Source organism: Bradyrhizobium sp. SSBR45G (assembly GCF_030159255.1).
Taxonomy (GTDB): Bacteria; Pseudomonadota; Alphaproteobacteria; order Rhizobiales; family Xanthobacteraceae; genus Bradyrhizobium.
On record NZ_BSCT01000025.1, the window covers coordinates 24,322 to 41,609 of the forward strand.

Annotated in this window: 10 protein-coding genes and 3 pseudogenes; 4 read left to right on the forward strand and 9 right to left on the reverse strand. The window is 61.0% G+C overall.

Annotated elements, in window-relative coordinates:
- Positions 1 to 386: 386 nt before the first annotated feature.
- The 3 genes and pseudogenes from QQL87_RS24925 to QQL87_RS37280 form a co-directional block, all read right to left on the reverse strand.
- A complete protein-coding gene (locus QQL87_RS24925; protein ID WP_349817294.1) occupies positions 387 to 578 on the reverse strand; it encodes a transposase domain-containing protein in 192 nt (63 codons plus the stop codon).
- Positions 570 to 1,112 (reverse strand): annotated as a pseudogene (gene tnpC, locus QQL87_RS24930) (IS66 family transposase); the annotation flags it as partial. The gene QQL87_RS24925 and the pseudogene tnpC, both read right to left, overlap by 9 nt.
- 10 nt (positions 1,113 to 1,122) lie before the next feature.
- A pseudogene (locus tag QQL87_RS37280) lies at positions 1,123 to 1,260 on the reverse strand (hypothetical protein); the annotation flags it as partial.
- A gap of 1,048 nt (positions 1,261 to 2,308) precedes the next feature.
- Here QQL87_RS37280 and QQL87_RS24935 point away from each other — a divergent pair.
- The gene (locus QQL87_RS24935) at positions 2,309 to 3,214 is read left to right on the forward strand and encodes a LysR family transcriptional regulator (RefSeq protein WP_284421641.1); all 906 of its coding nucleotides are present in this window, start codon (positions 2,309 to 2,311) and stop codon (positions 3,212 to 3,214) included.
- A 195-nt stretch (positions 3,215 to 3,409) separates the two neighbouring features.
- On the opposite strand, the gene QQL87_RS24940 is transcribed toward QQL87_RS24935, so the two are convergent.
- From QQL87_RS24940 to QQL87_RS24950, 3 genes and pseudogenes are all read right to left on the reverse strand, one after another.
- Entirely contained in the window at positions 3,410 to 4,027 is a 618-nt protein-coding gene (locus tag QQL87_RS24940) for a hypothetical protein (protein ID WP_284421640.1), read from the reverse strand.
- 1,131 nt (positions 4,028 to 5,158) lie between these two features.
- A pseudogene (locus tag QQL87_RS24945) lies at positions 5,159 to 6,112 on the reverse strand (IS110 family RNA-guided transposase); the annotation flags it as partial.
- 425 nt (positions 6,113 to 6,537) lie between these two features.
- Positions 6,538 to 7,551, reverse strand: coding sequence for an IS110 family RNA-guided transposase (locus QQL87_RS24950; RefSeq protein ID WP_284421639.1), 1,014 nt, complete (start codon positions 7,549 to 7,551; stop codon positions 6,538 to 6,540).
- Positions 7,552 to 8,378: 827 nt separating this feature from the next.
- Here QQL87_RS24950 and QQL87_RS24955 point away from each other — a divergent pair.
- Positions 8,379 to 8,639, forward strand: a complete 261-nt coding sequence (locus tag QQL87_RS24955) for a hypothetical protein (protein ID WP_284421638.1) — start codon at positions 8,379 to 8,381, stop codon at positions 8,637 to 8,639.
- A 516-nt stretch (positions 8,640 to 9,155) separates the two neighbouring features.
- A complete protein-coding gene (locus QQL87_RS24960; protein ID WP_284421637.1) occupies positions 9,156 to 13,076 on the forward strand; it encodes a hypothetical protein in 3,921 nt (1,306 codons plus the stop codon).
- A gap of 503 nt (positions 13,077 to 13,579) precedes the next feature.
- Here QQL87_RS24960 and QQL87_RS24965 read toward each other — a convergent pair.
- Positions 13,580 to 14,182 (reverse strand): hypothetical protein, encoded by a 603-nt coding sequence (locus tag QQL87_RS24965; protein WP_284421636.1) that lies wholly within the window; start codon positions 14,180 to 14,182, stop codon positions 13,580 to 13,582.
- Positions 14,183 to 14,220: 38 nt separating this feature from the next.
- On the reverse strand, positions 14,221 to 14,655 hold the full coding sequence (locus QQL87_RS24970; RefSeq protein WP_284421665.1) for a recombinase zinc ribbon domain-containing protein: 435 nt from the start codon (positions 14,653 to 14,655) through the stop codon (positions 14,221 to 14,223).
- Between the two features lie 202 nt (positions 14,656 to 14,857).
- On the opposite strand from QQL87_RS24970, the gene QQL87_RS24975 reads away from it, so the two are divergent.
- Positions 14,858 to 16,618, forward strand: a complete 1,761-nt coding sequence (locus QQL87_RS24975; RefSeq protein ID WP_284421635.1) for a methyl-accepting chemotaxis protein — start codon at positions 14,858 to 14,860, stop codon at positions 16,616 to 16,618.
- Between the two features lie 54 nt (positions 16,619 to 16,672).
- Here QQL87_RS24975 and QQL87_RS24980 read toward each other — a convergent pair whose 3' ends face one another.
- A complete protein-coding gene (locus tag QQL87_RS24980) occupies positions 16,673 to 17,164 on the reverse strand; it encodes a prepilin peptidase (RefSeq protein ID WP_502871216.1) in 492 nt (163 codons plus the stop codon).
- Positions 17,165 to 17,288: the final 124 nt, after the last annotated feature.

The following is a 17,288-nucleotide window of genomic DNA, read 5'->3' on the forward strand; positions in this document are numbered from 1 at the left end:
TTCGCGTCGGCGATGCCTGCGAGCGCCTGTCGGCTCGACGTTGTGCCGCCTCGTCATAGTGCGATTGCCGGGATCTTAATTGGGTTACATGCGTACTGGCCCAATGCTTCCAGGCCCTTGACCGCTGAGGCTCTTATGGCTCCTGTTGACGCAGCAGACGGCGCGAGACCGAGCCGCTCCGGTGCCGGATTCGGGACGAAGCAGTAGCGCTTGGCGGCCGGTCCATTGGAAGGAGCAGAAGATCGTCTTCCGGACCCGCGATGAGGGCCGAGTCGGCTCGTCAGACTGCGCGGACGTGGGCAATCTTAAGGGTTGCCTACACGGTACGCATCCGGTGAAGACCACAGGCGGAGTAGTCCGCGCGAATGGACGATTGATGGGAGCGATCAGGCGGCGGCAGAGATGGCGGGGGGCTTCCAGTTCCAGGGCAGCAGATCTGCGATCCTGCTAGCCGGATGATCGGGCAGCCAGGCGAGGGCGTCGGCAAGCCACGCCTGCGGGTCGACGTCGTTGAGCTTCGCAGTCTGGATCAGGGTGTAGATGGCGGCACGGCGACCGCCCTCGTCTGAGGTCCACACGCGCCCCGTGCGCGTCTTGCCCTTGGCCAGAACCTGCACCGTGGTGTCGTCGGCATGGATGCGCTCGCCAGCGAGGACATGCGCCTTGATCTCCTCGACCAGCGGCATCAAGGTCGCAGCCGCCGCGCCGACCCAGTCCGCGAGTGTGGAGACATCGAGCGCGATGCCCTCATGCGCATACGTCGTGCTCTGCCGGTTGAGGGGCAGGTGCAATCCGTATTTGGCAAACAGGATGTGTGCCAACAAACGCGGTCCGGCACGTCCGCGTGAGATCGGATGGAATGGTGCCGGCGGCTGGCTGATCGCCTCGCAGGCGCGGTAGGAGAACTTCTCGCGCACATGCTGGATCACCTTCCACTGCCGCGGCACGAGCTCCAGCGTCTCGGTCACGTCCTCGCCGATCTTGCGCAGCCTGTCGTCGCCGCAACATGAGCAGTTGGTCGGCGACAGCCGCGTGCGGATTAGCGGCGATCGTCACGGCGGCAAAGCCGGGTGGCGGCGCCTCCTTGCCACACAGCTGCTGGCGCCAGCGGAACACCTGACTGGAATGCACCCCGAACGCCCGCGCCACGCCCAGGATCGTTGCGCCCGGCTGCACCGCCGTCACTATCGCGGGATCCGCCGAGCCGCTGATCCGGATCTTCGTCTCAGTCCCGATATCGACCTCGATCAGCCTTTGCATGCCGGCGCCGCCACGACGACACGCTCCTTGTCAGCCCGCGACCAATGCCGCCGTCGCCGCTCCGACGTGATCACTTCCACTTCCGATTTGGCCATAGGACTAGCTCCAGGACTAGTCCTATGGCTTCGCGAAGCATCACTGCCGACGCAAGGCGGCCGTCACCGGGGCTTACCCTACACGTGCTCAAACCGAGGGTATGGCTTTGTCGCCGCGACGATCGCTGAGGCGCCATTCGTAATGAGGTGGCGGCCGGAACGCACCGGGTGTGAGTGCCTCGCCGCGCGTGAGCTCACCAATCTTGCGCAGCCCCCTCACCGCCTCAGGAGGTTGGCGCAGGATGCACGATCCACTCGCGCGATGCTCGGGCACCGACCGGCGACGCTGAAGCGGACGGACGGATCTGAACCTCAACTGCTGGAATGGCATCGGGACGTACATCGGTATTCGAACAGCTCAAGCTCGAACTGCCGATCTCGAAGGCCTTGCCGCCGAGCACCTTGCCGAGCCATGTATGCCAACGGCAAGCACGACCAGCTCGTTCACTATCGGCACGATCTCTTCTCTTGGTAAGCGGATGGCACTGCTCAATCTGATCGACCGTTTCGGCTGTTCTCTCCCGATGCCTGTCGCGGAACCTTCGGTCGCTTGCGCGTATAGCCGATCAGCTTGCGCTGACGCACGAGCGCAGTTGCAGTGCTGAACTCGGCCGGGTCCCTCGGCAATGTGGGCGTCCGAAAACCCCTATTCAATCATAAGGATAAATGGACGTTGCCGGTTGCATGGCGCCGGGGCGATCATGCAGCGTAGACCTACCTCGAGGTGGTCAGCTCGGGATTCACCAAAATCGGCGGAGCCATACTGGCCAAACGACTTCATGGACACCATCCTGCATCCACGTCCGTCGAAGGTTTGGCCTATCTACTCTGGTAGGTGTACCGGGTGTGATACCACTCGCGCGAGTGGGGGAACGGTGGTAACGTACCGGAGGCAGTGCCAGGCCAGGATAACCTGTCAATTACCCGTGCGTAGCTTCGCGAAGAGGGCTCCTATGTTGCGCAACATTGAAATTAGCTTGCTTCGCTCATTTGCGACACTTGCAAGCACGGGGAGTTTCACCCGTAGCGCCGAACTTCTATTTCGGACCCAATCGGCAATCACCATGCAAATGCAGAAGCTTGATGAATTGCTCGGTTGCAAGCTAACCTACCGGAGCGGGAAATCGATAAATTTGACAGCCGAAGGACGGATGTTGCTGCCTTACGCGCTTGAGATCATTCGCTTAAATGACGAGCTGCAAGCCAGCTTCAGCGCTTTGAAGCACCGCGAGCAGATACGCATTGGAACCTCGGATGATTATGCGGTGATTCTGCTTCCGAGAATAATCCACGCGTTCAGAGCGACCCATCCAGATGTCGAACTGACCGTACATTGCTCAAATCGCAATCAGAATCTGGAGAAGTTTAAGCAGGGTGAGCTCGATTTCTTGCTTACCCCCGTCACCGCGGAAGAAAACATAGGTGAGACACTGCGAACCGATCGCCTGGTCTGGATCGGTTCTCCGGGCATCAAGATCACAGAGAGTGAGCCGGTTCCATTGACAGGCTTTCCTCTGGGTTGCGTGTGCAGGGACTTGATGATTCGAATTCTGACAAAAAGTAATCGGAAGTGGAAGTTTGTCTATTCGAGCAACAGTATTGTCTCGATTCATTCCGCAATCATGTCTGGCCAAGTCGTGTCTGCAGTTGAAGAGAGCACGGTTCCCAATGGAGTGAACATTATCGACGGACAGTTTGGGTTACCGCCTCTTCCAGAGGTCAAGATTTCTGCGATATACAAGAACGACAAGAAAAATAAAGCGCTGCAACGTTTCTGTCAGCATGTCAGCGAGGGCATAAGGGCCGGTACGGCGAGCCACGCTGTGGAGGTCAGAAGCCTGGGCTTCGCGAGCGGTTGAAAACACACTCGGCTGTTTCTAGGTCAGCCCAGCTCGAACGAAAAGCGCGTTCGCTCGCGATCGTCGCGCCTACGTCAAAAGCCCTCGCCAGCTCCCGCCGCACATTCAGCCGCCCGAACTCCGGCCTGGACAAAATAAGGGGGCAAGGTCAGCAGGGCTTTTTGTCGAAAATGATGTTCTCTCGCGCGCCCTAACTTAACGGGTCCAACCGCTGGTGGCGATCTGTTCGCGATCGTCCCGGCAGAAGGCGCTCCAAAGGGGTAGTCGTTCCGCTATCTTTGCCGCACTTCCAGAGCTGCGCACAACTTTGATCGTGGCTTCGGGCTGCACGTCCTTGACGTCGCCTTGGCGCCCGATCAGCGGGATCCGGATCCCTGCGCCCGCGCAGCGTGGAGCCAGCTTGCGCCCGATCCGCAGGGTCACTTCGGTCTGCGGCATGATCGCGACCTGGCGGGTGCCGGCCGGCTTCATCATCAGCCGGCCCCCGATCTCGCAGAGGCCCTTGTCCAGCCTCGATAGCCGACCGCAGTGCCGCGTCTCGACCGTACCGCCCTTGCACTCGGCTTCGATGGTCTCGCCGGCCGCATCGGCGGTGACGCTGCTCATTCTGGGCTGCGGGTGGATGACGATCCGCTGTCCCTCGGCGTTTTCGAATGTGCCCGCGAAGGCAGTTGGCGCGGTTGCGATGCGTCCGAAGCCCCGCTTGGCGGAGCCAGCCCGGAAGTCGATCTGCTGCGCGCGCTGACCGTCCGGATGGATCTTGACCTGTTTGACCGGCTCGCTCCCGAGCAGGGGCATGGCGTAGGCCAGCATCACCGCCCCCTCGTAGAAGTGCCGGTCCGGGCGTTCCGGAGGCTCTCGGCGGTTGGCGGGCGCTCCACGATCAGGTCATCGAGGTCCATGTTCGAAATCGCCAGCGCGTGGAAATCGGCACCTGAACGCGACCCGGATTGCCGCCGTCGGCGAAACTAATGCTGGGCAGGTGGAGTGCCATACCCGGCTCGGTCTCTGTCGCTCTGGTCGTGGGCGCGTTCAAGATCACGAGTCTATTGCAGCACTCGATCTTGATCCACAGGTCTGAGGTCCGCAAGGGATCACTCGCGTCGCCTCGGATCGGATAGATCGCTTTCTGGTCTCCTGCGGAAAGCCGACCCGCCGTGCTGCTTCGCCTTTCTGATCAGTACAGCCCCGCTAACCAGAGGTCATAAGCGCGTGGAAGCCAAAGGGCCGGGCCACGCTGAGTCCGGTCAAGGCTGGCTAGCCGGCTTCGCCGGTCGCGCTTAGGCGCGAGCTCTAACTGGGCTACGGTGATCCGGCAGCGGTCTTCCATGCGCTTATGGCTAGATTTGCCCAATTTTGCGAACCAGTTCGCCAAGCTGCGATTGGTGCCATTCGGAACGTTGATCTCCCAGCTCTTTCTTCTTCTAGCAACACTCTGGGTGTTAGAGCAGTGCCGTGCTGCGACAAGTAACCACAATGACTTACGACCGCCGATACTACGCCGCGGAGAGGCGCTTTTATCTTGCCGCTTTAATCGGCCGGGTGTTCTGCCTCTCTGCCACGATCGTCTTCGTCGCTTTCGCCATCGGTGCTCTCCATCTTCATCGTCAAAAACACGTCTGCAGCGCAGCCTGATCTGCAGCTCGTTGACAGCGAGGAGTCCCAGTGCGCCGTGCAGCTTTCCGCGCTCAGCGACGGCGTGGCGCTCCTGCACGATGGCAGCAGCATAGCCGTCGCGGCGCAATTTTCCATCGGTCTGACGGAGCCACGTCACAGGCAATTTTGCGCGATCGCGCCGTCCCTTCGGACACCGCCTCGCAGGCAAGATAGCGTGCGTTCCGTCGTCTTGGATCTGCACCGGTCCTCATCCGCTGACAGCGGAGCTCCATCAATTCGCGCGTCGTCCGCGACGACTGTTCGTTGCTGCCGGGCTGTTGCTATGGTTCATGCCAGCGCGCCCAGTAGCCTGCGGTCCTTGCGCTTGGCATGCGCGGCCGCATCAGTGGCGCTGACGGCCTGATCGCCGCAATACGCCGTGCCGTCGCACCACATCGCGTGCATGATCACCGCGAGTTTGCGCGCCACCGCGACCACCGCCTTGCGGTGTCCAGACCGCTTGGCAACCGCCAGTCCCCAGGTCTTCACCTTGTCGCGACGCTTGAAGCGCGTCAGCAGCGCGCTCGCTGCCTCGTAGAGCGTGCGCCGCACATCGGCGTCGCCCGCCTTGCTGATCGGCCCCTGCACATCGATCGAGGTGCCCGACTGCCAGCGCCGCGACGTCAGGCCAAAATACGCCGCGACATCGCGTGACCGCCGAAAGCGCGACGGATCGTCGATCGCCGTCATGAAGCTCAGCGCGGCGATCGGCCCGACGCCTGGAATCTGCATGAAGCGCCGGCACAGCTCGTGTCCGGCGACCAGCTTGACGACCAGGCCGTGCAGCCGACAGTACTCCTTCCACAGCGCCGCGCGTGCGTTGAGCATGGCATCGATCAGCTCGCTGATCAGCGCGTCGCCGGCCACCGCGTCGCGCACGGCCTGCGCAAAGGCGCCGCGGCCGACGCGGTTGAGCTGGATCCCGAACGCCTTCAAGGAGTGCCGGATCGCGTTCTCGAGATCGAGGAATTTGCGCTTGAGATTGCGGCGATGCGTCAGCAGCAGGCGCAGCCGGTAGCACGGCGCGGTCTTGATGTGCGCGCGCCGGAACCAGCCGGTGCGCATGATGTGCGCGATCCCGAGCGCGTCCGCACGGTCGGTCTTGTTGCGCTGCGCATGCAGCGCGGCGCGCACGTGCTGGGTCTCCAGACAGATCGCCGGCAGGCCGAGACGGAGCAATTCGGGATGCAGACACGGCGACAGCGCGCCCGCCTCGTGGCCGACCCGCCTCAGCCGGCCGAGAGTACGGCGACACCCATTGGCCGGCCGTTCGTCAAGTTGCCGCAGAGATTTATTTTGGCAGCCTACGTTGCCAAAAGGACAGCCGATCATCTTCTCTCGCCGTCGTACTTGAACCGCGCCCGCTTCTTCGGTCTTAGGCTGCGTCCGCAGCGCGGATCGCGCCAGACACCCATGAGGATCAAGCATTGGTCCGACCGAGACCATCGCCCTGGCGGCTGAGCCGCCCCAGAAGAATGTTGGTACCGTCCTGCATCCAATAGAGTTTCACAGAACCGTGGCTGCCGGCTTGCCGGTGCCAATCTCCGGATGGCTTGCAGTTCGGGCGATCCGCCGTCACGACGGAAGGTGACGGCGATCCGACGTCCAATTCAGTGCAGTTGGTTTTCCCAGTCACCGTAAGTGGCTCGCCGGATCGTCGTCGTCCTTCAGGCGAAGCAGCGCGTTACGTCGAACGGCTTGCCCTCCTTCAGGATGTGGTAGCAGGCCCGTGCCAGTTTGTGCGCCAACGCCTTGGTGGCGACGATGTTGTTGGTTCGGGCTTTCTTGCGTTCATGGAAGCGCTTTGCTTCGGGGCACAAGCGCTTGGCGAAATTCGCCGCTTCGACGAATGCCCAACAAAGATATTTGTTGCCGTTTTTGACGTTGCCTTCGCCCTTCTTCCTGCCATTGCTTGTGTGCACGCTGTCAACGCAGCGCGCGTAGGACGCAAAATTTCCGACGTCCGCGAACCGTTCGATCGGCCCGGTTTCGAGAAGTATGACGGTTGCCAGCGTCTTGCCGATGCCTGGCACACTGGTCAACAAACCGTATTGCGGCCGAGGTCTGACACGTTCCAGCAGGCGTTTCTCGATGAGCTCGATCTGCGCCCGCAATGTGTCGATGACCGCGACGTTGGCCTTCATCGCCAGGCCGACGTCGGCCGGCAGCGACATCAGGTCGATTGCATCGTTGTCCAGACGCTTGATCTGATTGCTGCTCAAGCGCCCGCCCTGTTGCCGGGACATGATGTTCTCGACCGCGAGAATCTGCGCGGTGCACGACCGCACCAGCTGCATGCGCTTGCGTGCCAGATCTCGCACGGCACGGTGCTCTCTTGGCAGGATCGTTCCCGTCGGCAGGATGCCCAGGCGCAGCAGGTGAGCCAAATGACGCGCATCGGTCTCGTCGCCGCCGTGCTTCAATCCTTCATATTGCTTGATCGCAGACGTGTTGGCCAGATGTACGCGGAAGCCGGCGTCCTGCAGTCCATCGACCAGCCAGTACCAGTTGTAGGTCGACTCGACGACGACGCCCGACATCTCGCCCTTCCAGGGCGCAAGGAATCCGACGATTTTCCCGATGTCGTTCGGCAAGCGCTTCTGCGCCAAGACACGGTCCGCATCGTCGATCACTGCCATCATGCAGTTGTTGGAATGCAAATCGATCCCGCCGTACATCATCTTCGCCTCCTCGTGATCAAAGTGATTCGGTCAGTCCGAGTTCACTTTAGTTCCACACCCTCCGCTGTCGCGGAGGTCGGCTAGATGATCTTCAGTGCTTCCTTGAGGGCGTCCGGATCAGTCACCACCGCGACCTCCAGCAGCACTTCGCCCTTGTCGACCACGCAAATCGCGGTCTGCCGACGTCCAGCCCTCAGAAGAGCTCCATGGCGCACCTCCTGTGTTGTTGAGAGCGCTTATTCTGCAAGGCCGCCGCTGTCGCGTCAGCAGCTGGCCGGTCAGGCCGAATACGGACGGCAATCCAACGCGCCCTCTGCTCGGCCCTCTCCTACCTCAGCCCGCGTGCAAGTTTCGGGTACGAATGGTCCAAGCCGAATGGCGTCGACGCCAGGTGCTCTGCAAAGGTGCGCATCTCGCCCTTAAAGGGGAGGGCTGCAGCCTGCAACCTCGCGCATTCGGCTGTTCCAGTTTGGCTGCGGGCATGGCACCTTTGCGGATACTGCGCAAGCCAGTACCCGTGAGGCTTGATCCGCTTGCGCCGGCGGCGCCAGAATGCCCGCCATCCGGCACCACCGCGTCCCGGGCATTTCGCTGTCAGTTCTGCAGGGGGCTTGCAAGCGGGATGCGCGGTTCCCTCCGGGTAGGAAAATCCCCTTTCCCGTTACCGAGGAATCCGTCACCGGCTTGAGCGGCCGGCCTTTTCGGTTGCCTCACTCTTGACCGGGCGGAGACGCATGGAGCAACACCTATCATGACCGAGTGCATTCCGCCTCATCCCGGATGAAATAGAGGCACTGGCCTCGCTGCGCTCCCAGCCCGAGCTACACTTGAGGGTGAGTGCCGCCGAGCTGGGACGAGAATGGGGCTGGAACAGGATACGGGCCAGTCGCCGCCTGAAAGCCTGGGAGCGGGCCGGCCTCATTCGTCGTAACGCTGAAGCGATCATTGTAACAGGAGCTGCGACGTCGACCGTTACAGATGGTGCCACCGCTGTTACGGAAATCGCCGGCTTCACAGAGATGTCCGGAGCGCAGGAGGCCCTCATCCCACAACCTTTGCCCGAGCTGATCGCGGATGATCCCGCCTGAACTTCGATCCATCTGGACTCCTGTATTGACGAACGAGGCCCCGCCAACCGGGCGGGGCCGACACCAAGCGCATTACCGGTCAAGGCTCTCAACGAGCTTTCCGACGTCCCATTGCCACGCCAGCGTGCCTCGCCGATGCCCTTCGGGAGGATCGCACTTGGAGTTATTCGCCAATTCTTCGCTTGCATTCTTGGGTTTATGCCCGCCATGAACCCCTGCCCGTCGGCGAGGCTGGGGGTAGCAAGTGCAGGGGTTGAGAAGTCGCGTGGCGACTTTTTGGGGGGACCGCGCCGTTAGGCGGGGGAGCCAAAATCCGCCAGGGCGCACCCTTGCGCGCGCGAGAGTCCAAAACCCTTAGCGACCACTTTCGAGAAGGCAGCGACGTTAGCCGTCAATATTCCTTCGCGCGCGGGATCGTCACCCGGAGGGCCGAGGGAGCGCAGCTTTCCGGAGGACGCGCCCATCCGCTTTGTGTAAGTTCGCTTGACGTATTCCCCGATCAGCTAGAGTGCAGCCGTGATTTTTGAGGCCGAACCCGAACAGATCGAAGCGCTGGACAGCAAGCAGCTCGTCCAGCTGATGAAGCTTTTGATTTTTGCAGAGTGCCGCGTCGCGCAAATCCCTTTGCGTGCGACGCACGTTCCGATGCAAATAACGATCTCAGACGGCGGCGAAGACGGGCGAGTGGAATGGTCGGAAGGTGCGGCGTCGACACCGTTCTTTGCCCGGCGTTTTTGCGTATTTCAGGCAAAAGCGCAGAATCTAACAGATGCATCCATTCGCAACGAAGTGCTGAAGAAAGCAGCCGCCAAAAAGCGATCCAGTGCGAAAGCGAAGCGTGGAAAAAAGGCAAAGAAATCGCCCACGCGAGGCGTGGTTTTGAGTGAGGCGCTAGCGACCGTGCTGAAGAAGCGCGGGTCGTACACAATCCTCTCGACGTCCGCCTTTATCGGGAAGAAGCGTGACAAGCTGATTAAGGCGGCCCAGGCCGCCGTCAAAGACGGCGGTGGAACAACGTCCCGCATTGTCATTGACGTCCTGGACGCTAACAAGATTGCTGATTGGGTCAACACCCACCCGTCGGTCGCGCTCTGGCTTGCTAAACTCTCGCGCCGGCGCTCATTAGCGGGCTTCCAGACGCATGAGGGTTGGGGCAAGGCACATGATATTCGGGTTTCGCCCTGGGTCGGCGGCAATGATGCGCGTTTCATCGCCGTCAACGTCTCGCTTGACGCCAGCAGCCCCGCGAAGCCCACCGAGACGATATGGACATTTGACGAAGCGGCAGCAGCGGTCCTGAAGCAACTTGAAGAGGACCAGCAGAGCGTTCGCATTGCGGGTCCATCGGGCTACGGAAAATCTCGGTTTGCATATGAGGTCTTCAACCAGGCAGGTTCTCTTGCCGGGCAGGTTGACGCCGCGACGATGATCTATGCGGACTACTCGATCGTCGGTGATGAGCTTGTAAAGCTCGCCCTGGAGATCGCCGAAAGCGGTTCGGCTGCAACGCTTGTTGTCGATGAATGCCCGGACCTTGTGCATACGAAGCTGTCCGAAATAGCGCAGCGTGCTGACTCACGGCTGCGAATTCTGACCATCGATGTCGAAACTAAGATTGTAAGCGCTGAAAAAACGCTCACGCTGAAACTCGAACCGGCGTCCAAAGACACGATTGCGGCGATCGCAAAGGGAGTCGATCCCAACATCAGCGACACTAATGTCGGCCTCATACACGAATTCGCTCACGGCTTCCCGCAAATGGCCGTACTCGCGGCGCAGAAGAAGGGCACAGGGCGTGGCGCGATCCAGTCGGCCGACCAGTACGTCGACCGCGTGATCTGGGGCTCCCGCACCCCGAATGATGCCGCACGGAAAGCGTTGTCGATCCTAAGCATGTTCGAATGGATGGGCATCGCAGGCCCTGTAAGTGGCCAAGCGGCCTACATCGCCGAGCATCTTGCGGGGATGCTGTTCGACACCTTCGTAGAGCATATTAAGTCGTTCAAGAATCGTGGTGTGCTTGTCGTGCGCGGCGATTTTGCCCAAGTGCAGCCTATACCACTCGCAGTGAGGCTTGCCACCAGCCAGCTCGGCCTCCTTGCCGATAACAAGCTCGTGGCCTTCTTCATGGACGCTCCTCGCGAACTCCAACAGGGGCTGCTCAGGCGCATTCGCTGGTTCGACACTGTGCCCGAAGTTAAGACTCTGGCGCGCACCTTGTTGGAGGGAGCATTTAGCGAGTTCGATGTCCTAAATACGGATTTCGGCGCGCAGGTGCTGGATCAACTGGTGCATGTCGAACCCGACCTTGCCATGGCGACAATTGACCGGGTCTTCGGTTCGTTGTCGATTGATGAGTTGCAGGGCGTCACGGACGGTCGGCGGCACCTGGTCTGGGCACTGGAAAAGCTCGCCTTTCGAAAGGAGACCTTCGAAACAGCGGCACGGCTCCTCCGGCGGCTTGGCACAGCTGAGATTGAAGATCGCATCAGCAATAACGCTGCTGGTCAATTCAAGGGGCTGTACAGTCTCTATTTGAGCGGCACTGAAGCCGCGCCCGATGTTCGGCTGGTCGTGTTGGATGAAGGACTTGAGTCCGGCGATCCGAATGAACGTGCACTCTGCGTCGATGCCCTCGATGAGATGCTTGAGACCGGGCATTACAGCCGTAGCGGCGGATCAGATCAAATCGGCAGCGGCGAACCTCTGAAAGATTGGCAGCCGAAGACATATGGTGAAATCCGAGACTTCTTCCGGGCGGCGCTATCGAGACTTACGCGCCTCGTGCTGAACAATGATCCTTTCGGCGCTAAGGCGAAAGTCATCCTTGGCCAGCGGCTCCGCTCGATGTTCAATCAGCTCCAGCCGAACGAAGTCCGATCGCTCATAGACAAGATCGTCGGCCACGGAGGATTCTGGCCGGAGGCATTGCAGGAAATCAACGAGTGGCTCTATTTCGATGGAAAGGCTGCTCCGAAGGACGTTCGGGAACAGATCAGGCGTTATTTCGACGAGTTGCTGCCCGCCGACCCCATCCTGTTGGTTGTCATGTATTGCAAGGGATGGCATGGCGACTTCCATGATCCAGACACTAATTTCGAACGCGACGATCGTAAGGGTACAGACTACGACTACCCGGTTCGGAAGTCTGTTGAGCTTGCAGAAAAGATTTCTGGTGATGACCCGCTCGTGCGGCGTGCGATCGAGGCGCTTGCGACAAGCGATGCAAAGTCATCCTTCGGATTTGCACGCCGTTTGGCGGAGCGGGTGGCGGAGCCACTCGGGTTATTCCGGGACGCGGTAACAGTTGCAGAAGGCACCAATGAACCACCAAGCCTCCGCTTCTTCGGCGGACTAATCTCGGGTGCCGAAGCACGTGACCCAAAAGTGGCGCGAGAATGCATTCGCCTGGCACTGCGGTCGGCGAAACTGAAGCCCTTTGCGATAGACATGATCGGCTCGGGCACGTTGCAACCGGATGATATCAAGCTCGTGGTCTCTCTTCTCAAGAGCGGTGACGTCAACCCGATGGACTGCGCGACTCTCTCCTACGGTCGGCGCATGGATCACCTCAGTCCAGAGGAAATCGCTCCGCTTATCGAGGAGTTGATGCTTCACAAGGCGCGAGGTCTATGGACGGCTCTAGATATCATCTTCATGTACCTCTACCCCAGCAAGCCACTCGACATTGTGCTTGAGCGGCAACTACGCGCCATATTGGTCTCGTCGGGACTCTTCGAGCAGAGTCAGCGTAACGCAATGGACGGCCATCACCTCCAGGAGTCCGTAGCGATGCTCGCGACCCACAGGAAGCTGCGCGCACCGTATGTCCGGTCGCTTACCAGGCAATTGCTATCTCTGATCAAGACCGAGAATTCGGACGTCTTCTTCGCGCTCGACGATCCAGTACGCGCGGCACTCAACACGCTAATGAAGGAGTTCCCCGCAGAAGTGTGGAACGTGATTTCACCTGTCTTGCTTTCAGCGAAGGGACTGGAACGGCACCGATTAGAGGGGCTGATACGTGCAGACCGAGACGACACATTCGGCGCAGGCCCTCTCTTCGCACTACCGCCCGATATGTATCTCGCCTGGGTACGTGATGCACCGACCACCCGGGCAGTCGAGGTGATGCGATGGCTCCCGATCGCATCGAAGAATGATACGGGGTCGTTGTCGTGGACGAAGGAAGTGGAAGCGTTCGTTAATGAGTTCGGGACAGAGCCGGGGGTTCTGGGTGAGCTTGGTCGACGCATGCATCCGAGCACGTGGTGGGGGTCCGTCGTGCCGTTTATCGAACCTTGGCTGCCGCTCTTGCGCACCTGGCAGTCTCATCGCTTAGCCGAAGTCCGTGCCTGGGCGCGGGAAAGGATTCAATTGCTTGAGAACTACATTGCCGCCGAGAAGAAGCGCGATGAGGAGCAGGATGTTCGGTGACGATTGGTCCCGAGGAAGAGGTTCGCTTAAAAGCCGAAAAACGCCGGGCAGCAAACTTCGTTCAGCTCTATTGGCTTTTGACGTCATTCTTCTCCGCGTGCGCTGAGGTGGGGGCGGTCGGTTATGCGATCTGCCAACCATGATTTGTCTTTAATCGCGATGGCTGAGAAGGCAGTAGCGCCGGAAGGCGCGGCGGAAAAATTTTGTTGAAATAGGCAGCTTCGGCCGATTTGACTGGTTGCGGCGCATTGGGAAAATCCGCCGCGCGACGTGCATGAGAGGCGGCGGTAGAGACCGCCCGTTTGTCCTCAATGAGAAACTTGATCTGCGGCAACGGCTAACGGGTGGCGTAAGAAAGGGTATTAGAGAACTACCGGGTTCGCCGGGCGTCACTCATTTCGTGAAGGACGGTGTCGATCCTCTCTTTGACGCAGATGCTCGCGAGCACGACCTTTTGTGCAAACTCATCTTCAAGCCATTGGCGCCCTTGTGATCATTCGAGCTCAACGGGTCGTGTATGGCGCGCTTCGCGTCTCGAACGGCTTCGTGGGCCGGTTTCTCACGCAGCGGCTTCGAATAGCAATTTGAGATGGTTGCAGGTCCCCGCAACCAACGATCCGAAACTCCCGTAGCCACCTCGGCTGCGGGAGTTTTGGTATGTGCTTCTTGTTCCTGTGAGCCGCTGTCCAGCCAAGGACGGGGCCGAGTTTCCCATGAAGCGTGGCCTCGATTTGCCCGCGCTTGGCGCCCGGCCGGAGCATGATGCGGTCGATCAGGCCACGCAGAGCCTGTGCGGCTTCGGCTCGGTCAACCGGACGGTTCAAGGCCGTTAGGTGCGCGACCTTCCTGGCGTAGAGCTGCGAGGCGCTCGCCAGCATGTCAGGGGTGTCGGCGGGAGCTTCGGCAAGCAAGGCCGTGAGCTCTTCCTTGCAGGCCTCGCGCGTGTCCGTCGCTGCGATCATCGATCGTTGGAACAGTCCCTCCTTGACCGCCTCGACGATTCCTTGGATGTGCTTTTCGACCTTCAGCAGTTCGGCGCGCCAGGCATCACCGCTGGCGCGCCGCTCGCGGTTCAGCCGGTTCAGTTCTTCAGCATAGGCGCGCATGGCTTCGGCGACGACCTCCGGCGCAAGCAGCCGGTCCCTCAGCCCTCCAAGACGCGCTGCTCAAGCTCACTCCGCTTCAGCGTGCTGCCGTTCGAGCAGGATCCATTGCTCACATGAGCCGAGCAGACGAAACGATCTGCCCCACGCAGCGAACAAGGTCCGTCGCAACGACCGCAGAAGACGAGCCCCGAGAACAATGATTTTGGTCGTCGTGCACTGTTGATGCGCTTGTTCGAATGGTGCTCGCGAACGGCTGCTGTCACGTTGACGAACTTCTCGGCGATCTCGTTCTGCGTCCCCTTCACCGCCTGCCACAGCTCATCTTCAACGGTGCGGAGATGTGGGACGTCCTGACGACTTCCATCGCGCGATTCATCGAGCAGGAAGCACGGTGGTGTGCAGATGTGGATCCGGCCGGCGGATGCATGCGGGCTTGTTAGCTGAATTCGCTGAAACCCGCCGATGGTCAACACATCCAATCAGTGCGCGATCGAATATTTGTCACGTAGAACTACGGGCAAATGACCCCAATTTAGCTTTTGTTGACCCCTTGGTGGCAATTCGGCGCAGGTGGAAAATTAACCGCGATCGATTCAAATACATGGAAATCTCGGACTCATAAGGCGGCGGTCGCGGCCTGCTGTCGGGCATCTTTGAACTGTGGCGGAAGATGACATGTTGAGATGGATTCAGGATATGCGCATCGGTACCAAGCTAGCGGTCAGCTCGCTGCTGAGCATCTTGCTGGTTGGCACGCTGATCTACGTCCAGATGACAGGCGACGCCGCGGTGCGCGCGGCGAACGACATCGCCGACCGGCAGAATGTGATCCTGCAGGATGCGATTGAAGCCAAGGCCGCAGTGCGCGGCATGCAGATCGGTATCCGCGATATCCGCCTGGCCAAGACCGAAGCCGAGCTCAAGGCCGGTTCGGACTATATGAGTGCCCGGCTGAAATCGACGCTAGACCTCGCAGACCAGATCCAGAAAGCGGCAACGCTCGACGAGACTCGGCAGCGCGCGGCGAAGATCAAGGAGCTGGCCAGCGACTATGTGACCAAGGCGCGGGGTGCTCTGAAGGACAAGGCGGAAGCGATCGAGATCGAGGCGAAGCGCGACGGCGGCGGGCTGTCGACCGAGGCGCTTGCCAAGGTCGCCAAGCTGAACGAAGACGCCGAGCACATTGCCAAGGACGTGACGCTCCCGATTGCGCGCGAGCTCACCGAGGTGAGTGACAGGATCCTGGAACTCGCCCACAACAAGCTCGAGCACGAGAAACAGGTGGCGGAGCAAGAGAGGACGGCGGCCGAGCGCAATTCGCTTATTCTCGGCGCCACAGTGGCGCTGCTCCTGATCTTCACCTGTGTGTTCTCGATTGCAACCATCGCGCGGCCGATTGCCGCGCTGACAAGATCGATGCTGGAGCTTGCCGAGGGCAACTTTGCCGTCGTGCTGCCGGGTCTCGGCCGCAAGGACGAGATCGGGGACGTCGCCGGTGCCGTTGAGAAGTTCAAGGTGGTGTCCGAACGGAAGGCCCGCGAGGAGGCCGAGGCGAAGACGCAGCAGGACCGCGTTGCCGCGGAGCAGCGCAAGGCGGACATGCACAAGCTGGCGAACGGCTTCGAAGCCGCCGTCGGCGAGATCGTGCACACCGTATCTTCGGCCGCGACCGAACTCGAAGCCTCCGCCTCGACACTGACCACGACCGCCACGCGCTCACAGGAACTGACTGCGACGGTCGCAGCGGCCTCCGAGCAGGCGACCACCAACGTGCAGTCGGTGGCGTCCGCGACCGAGGAGTTGTCGTCCTCGGTCAATGAGATCAGCCGCCAGGTTCAGGAGTCGGCCCGCATGGCAAATGCCGCGGTCGATCAGGCGCGCCGCACCAATGAGCGGGTGGCGGAGCTGGCGAAGGCTGCAAGTCGCATTGGCGACGTGGTCGAACTGATCAACACCATCGCCGGCCAGACCAACCTCCTGGCGCTCAACGCCACGATCGAGGCCGCGCGTGCCGGCGAAGCCGGCCGCGGCTTTGCGGTGGTCGCTTCCGAGGTCAAGGCACTCGCCGAGCAGACCGCGAAGGCGACCGGCGAGATCGGCCAGCAGATCAACGGCATTCAGAGCGCGACCGATGAATCGGTCGGCGCGATCAAGGAAATCTCGACCACGATTGAGCGGCTCTCCGAGATCTCGTCCACCATTGCAGCCGCGGTGGAAGAGCAGGGCGCGGCGACCCAGGAAATCTCTCGCAACGTCCAACAGGCGGCGCAGGGCACCCAGCAGGTCTCCGAAAGCGTCATGGCCGTGCAGCGAGGCGCCACGGAGACGGGATCTGCCTCGTCGCAGGTGTTGTCGGCTGCGCAGACACTATCCACCGACAGCGACCGCCTCAAGATCGAGGTCAGCAAGTTCCTCGATCGCGTGCGCGCGGCGTAAGACCCCGTCGCCGCACGGGAACGCTCAATGACTTATGGCCGATGCTTTCCCGATCTATGACGGAAGCATCCAGTCGCTGCCGGTGGTCTGCAGAGCGAACACGACGACGAGGCCGATCACCAGGAATGGCCCGAACGGCAGCGCCGTTTCGCCGGTCATCTGCCGGCCTCTCATCTGCAGCACGAGAACCGCCGCGAGCGCGGTCGTGGTGGCGACGAGCAGCAGAATCGGCAGGCCCGATAATCCCACCCAGAGCGTCGCGGCCATCACGAACTTGACGTCGCCGAGGCCGAGGCCCTGTCGGCCGCGGGCCAACTCATAGAGGTGGCGGAGCAGCAGCAGCGCCGCGCCGACCGCCAGCGCCGCGGCGCTGTCCCACAGTGCCTGCGGCAGATCGGCGACCGCCACCGTCCGGACGAAACCGCTCGCCGCCAGCAGCGCATTCATCCAGTCCGGCAGGAGGCCGCTGCGCAGGTCGGTCCAGAGCAGGCCGGCGCAGGTCAGGGCCAGGACGATGATGCAGGCGATGTTGATGAGGTCGGTCACGCAGGCCAGGGATTCGCGATCTTTGGTCGTTCTCACCATAGACCTGCACCGCGGGCCGGCGATAGCCCCGCCATGATCGGGCCAATCGCAGCGACCGAGCCGCCACGGCCACGGACTCGCCTGA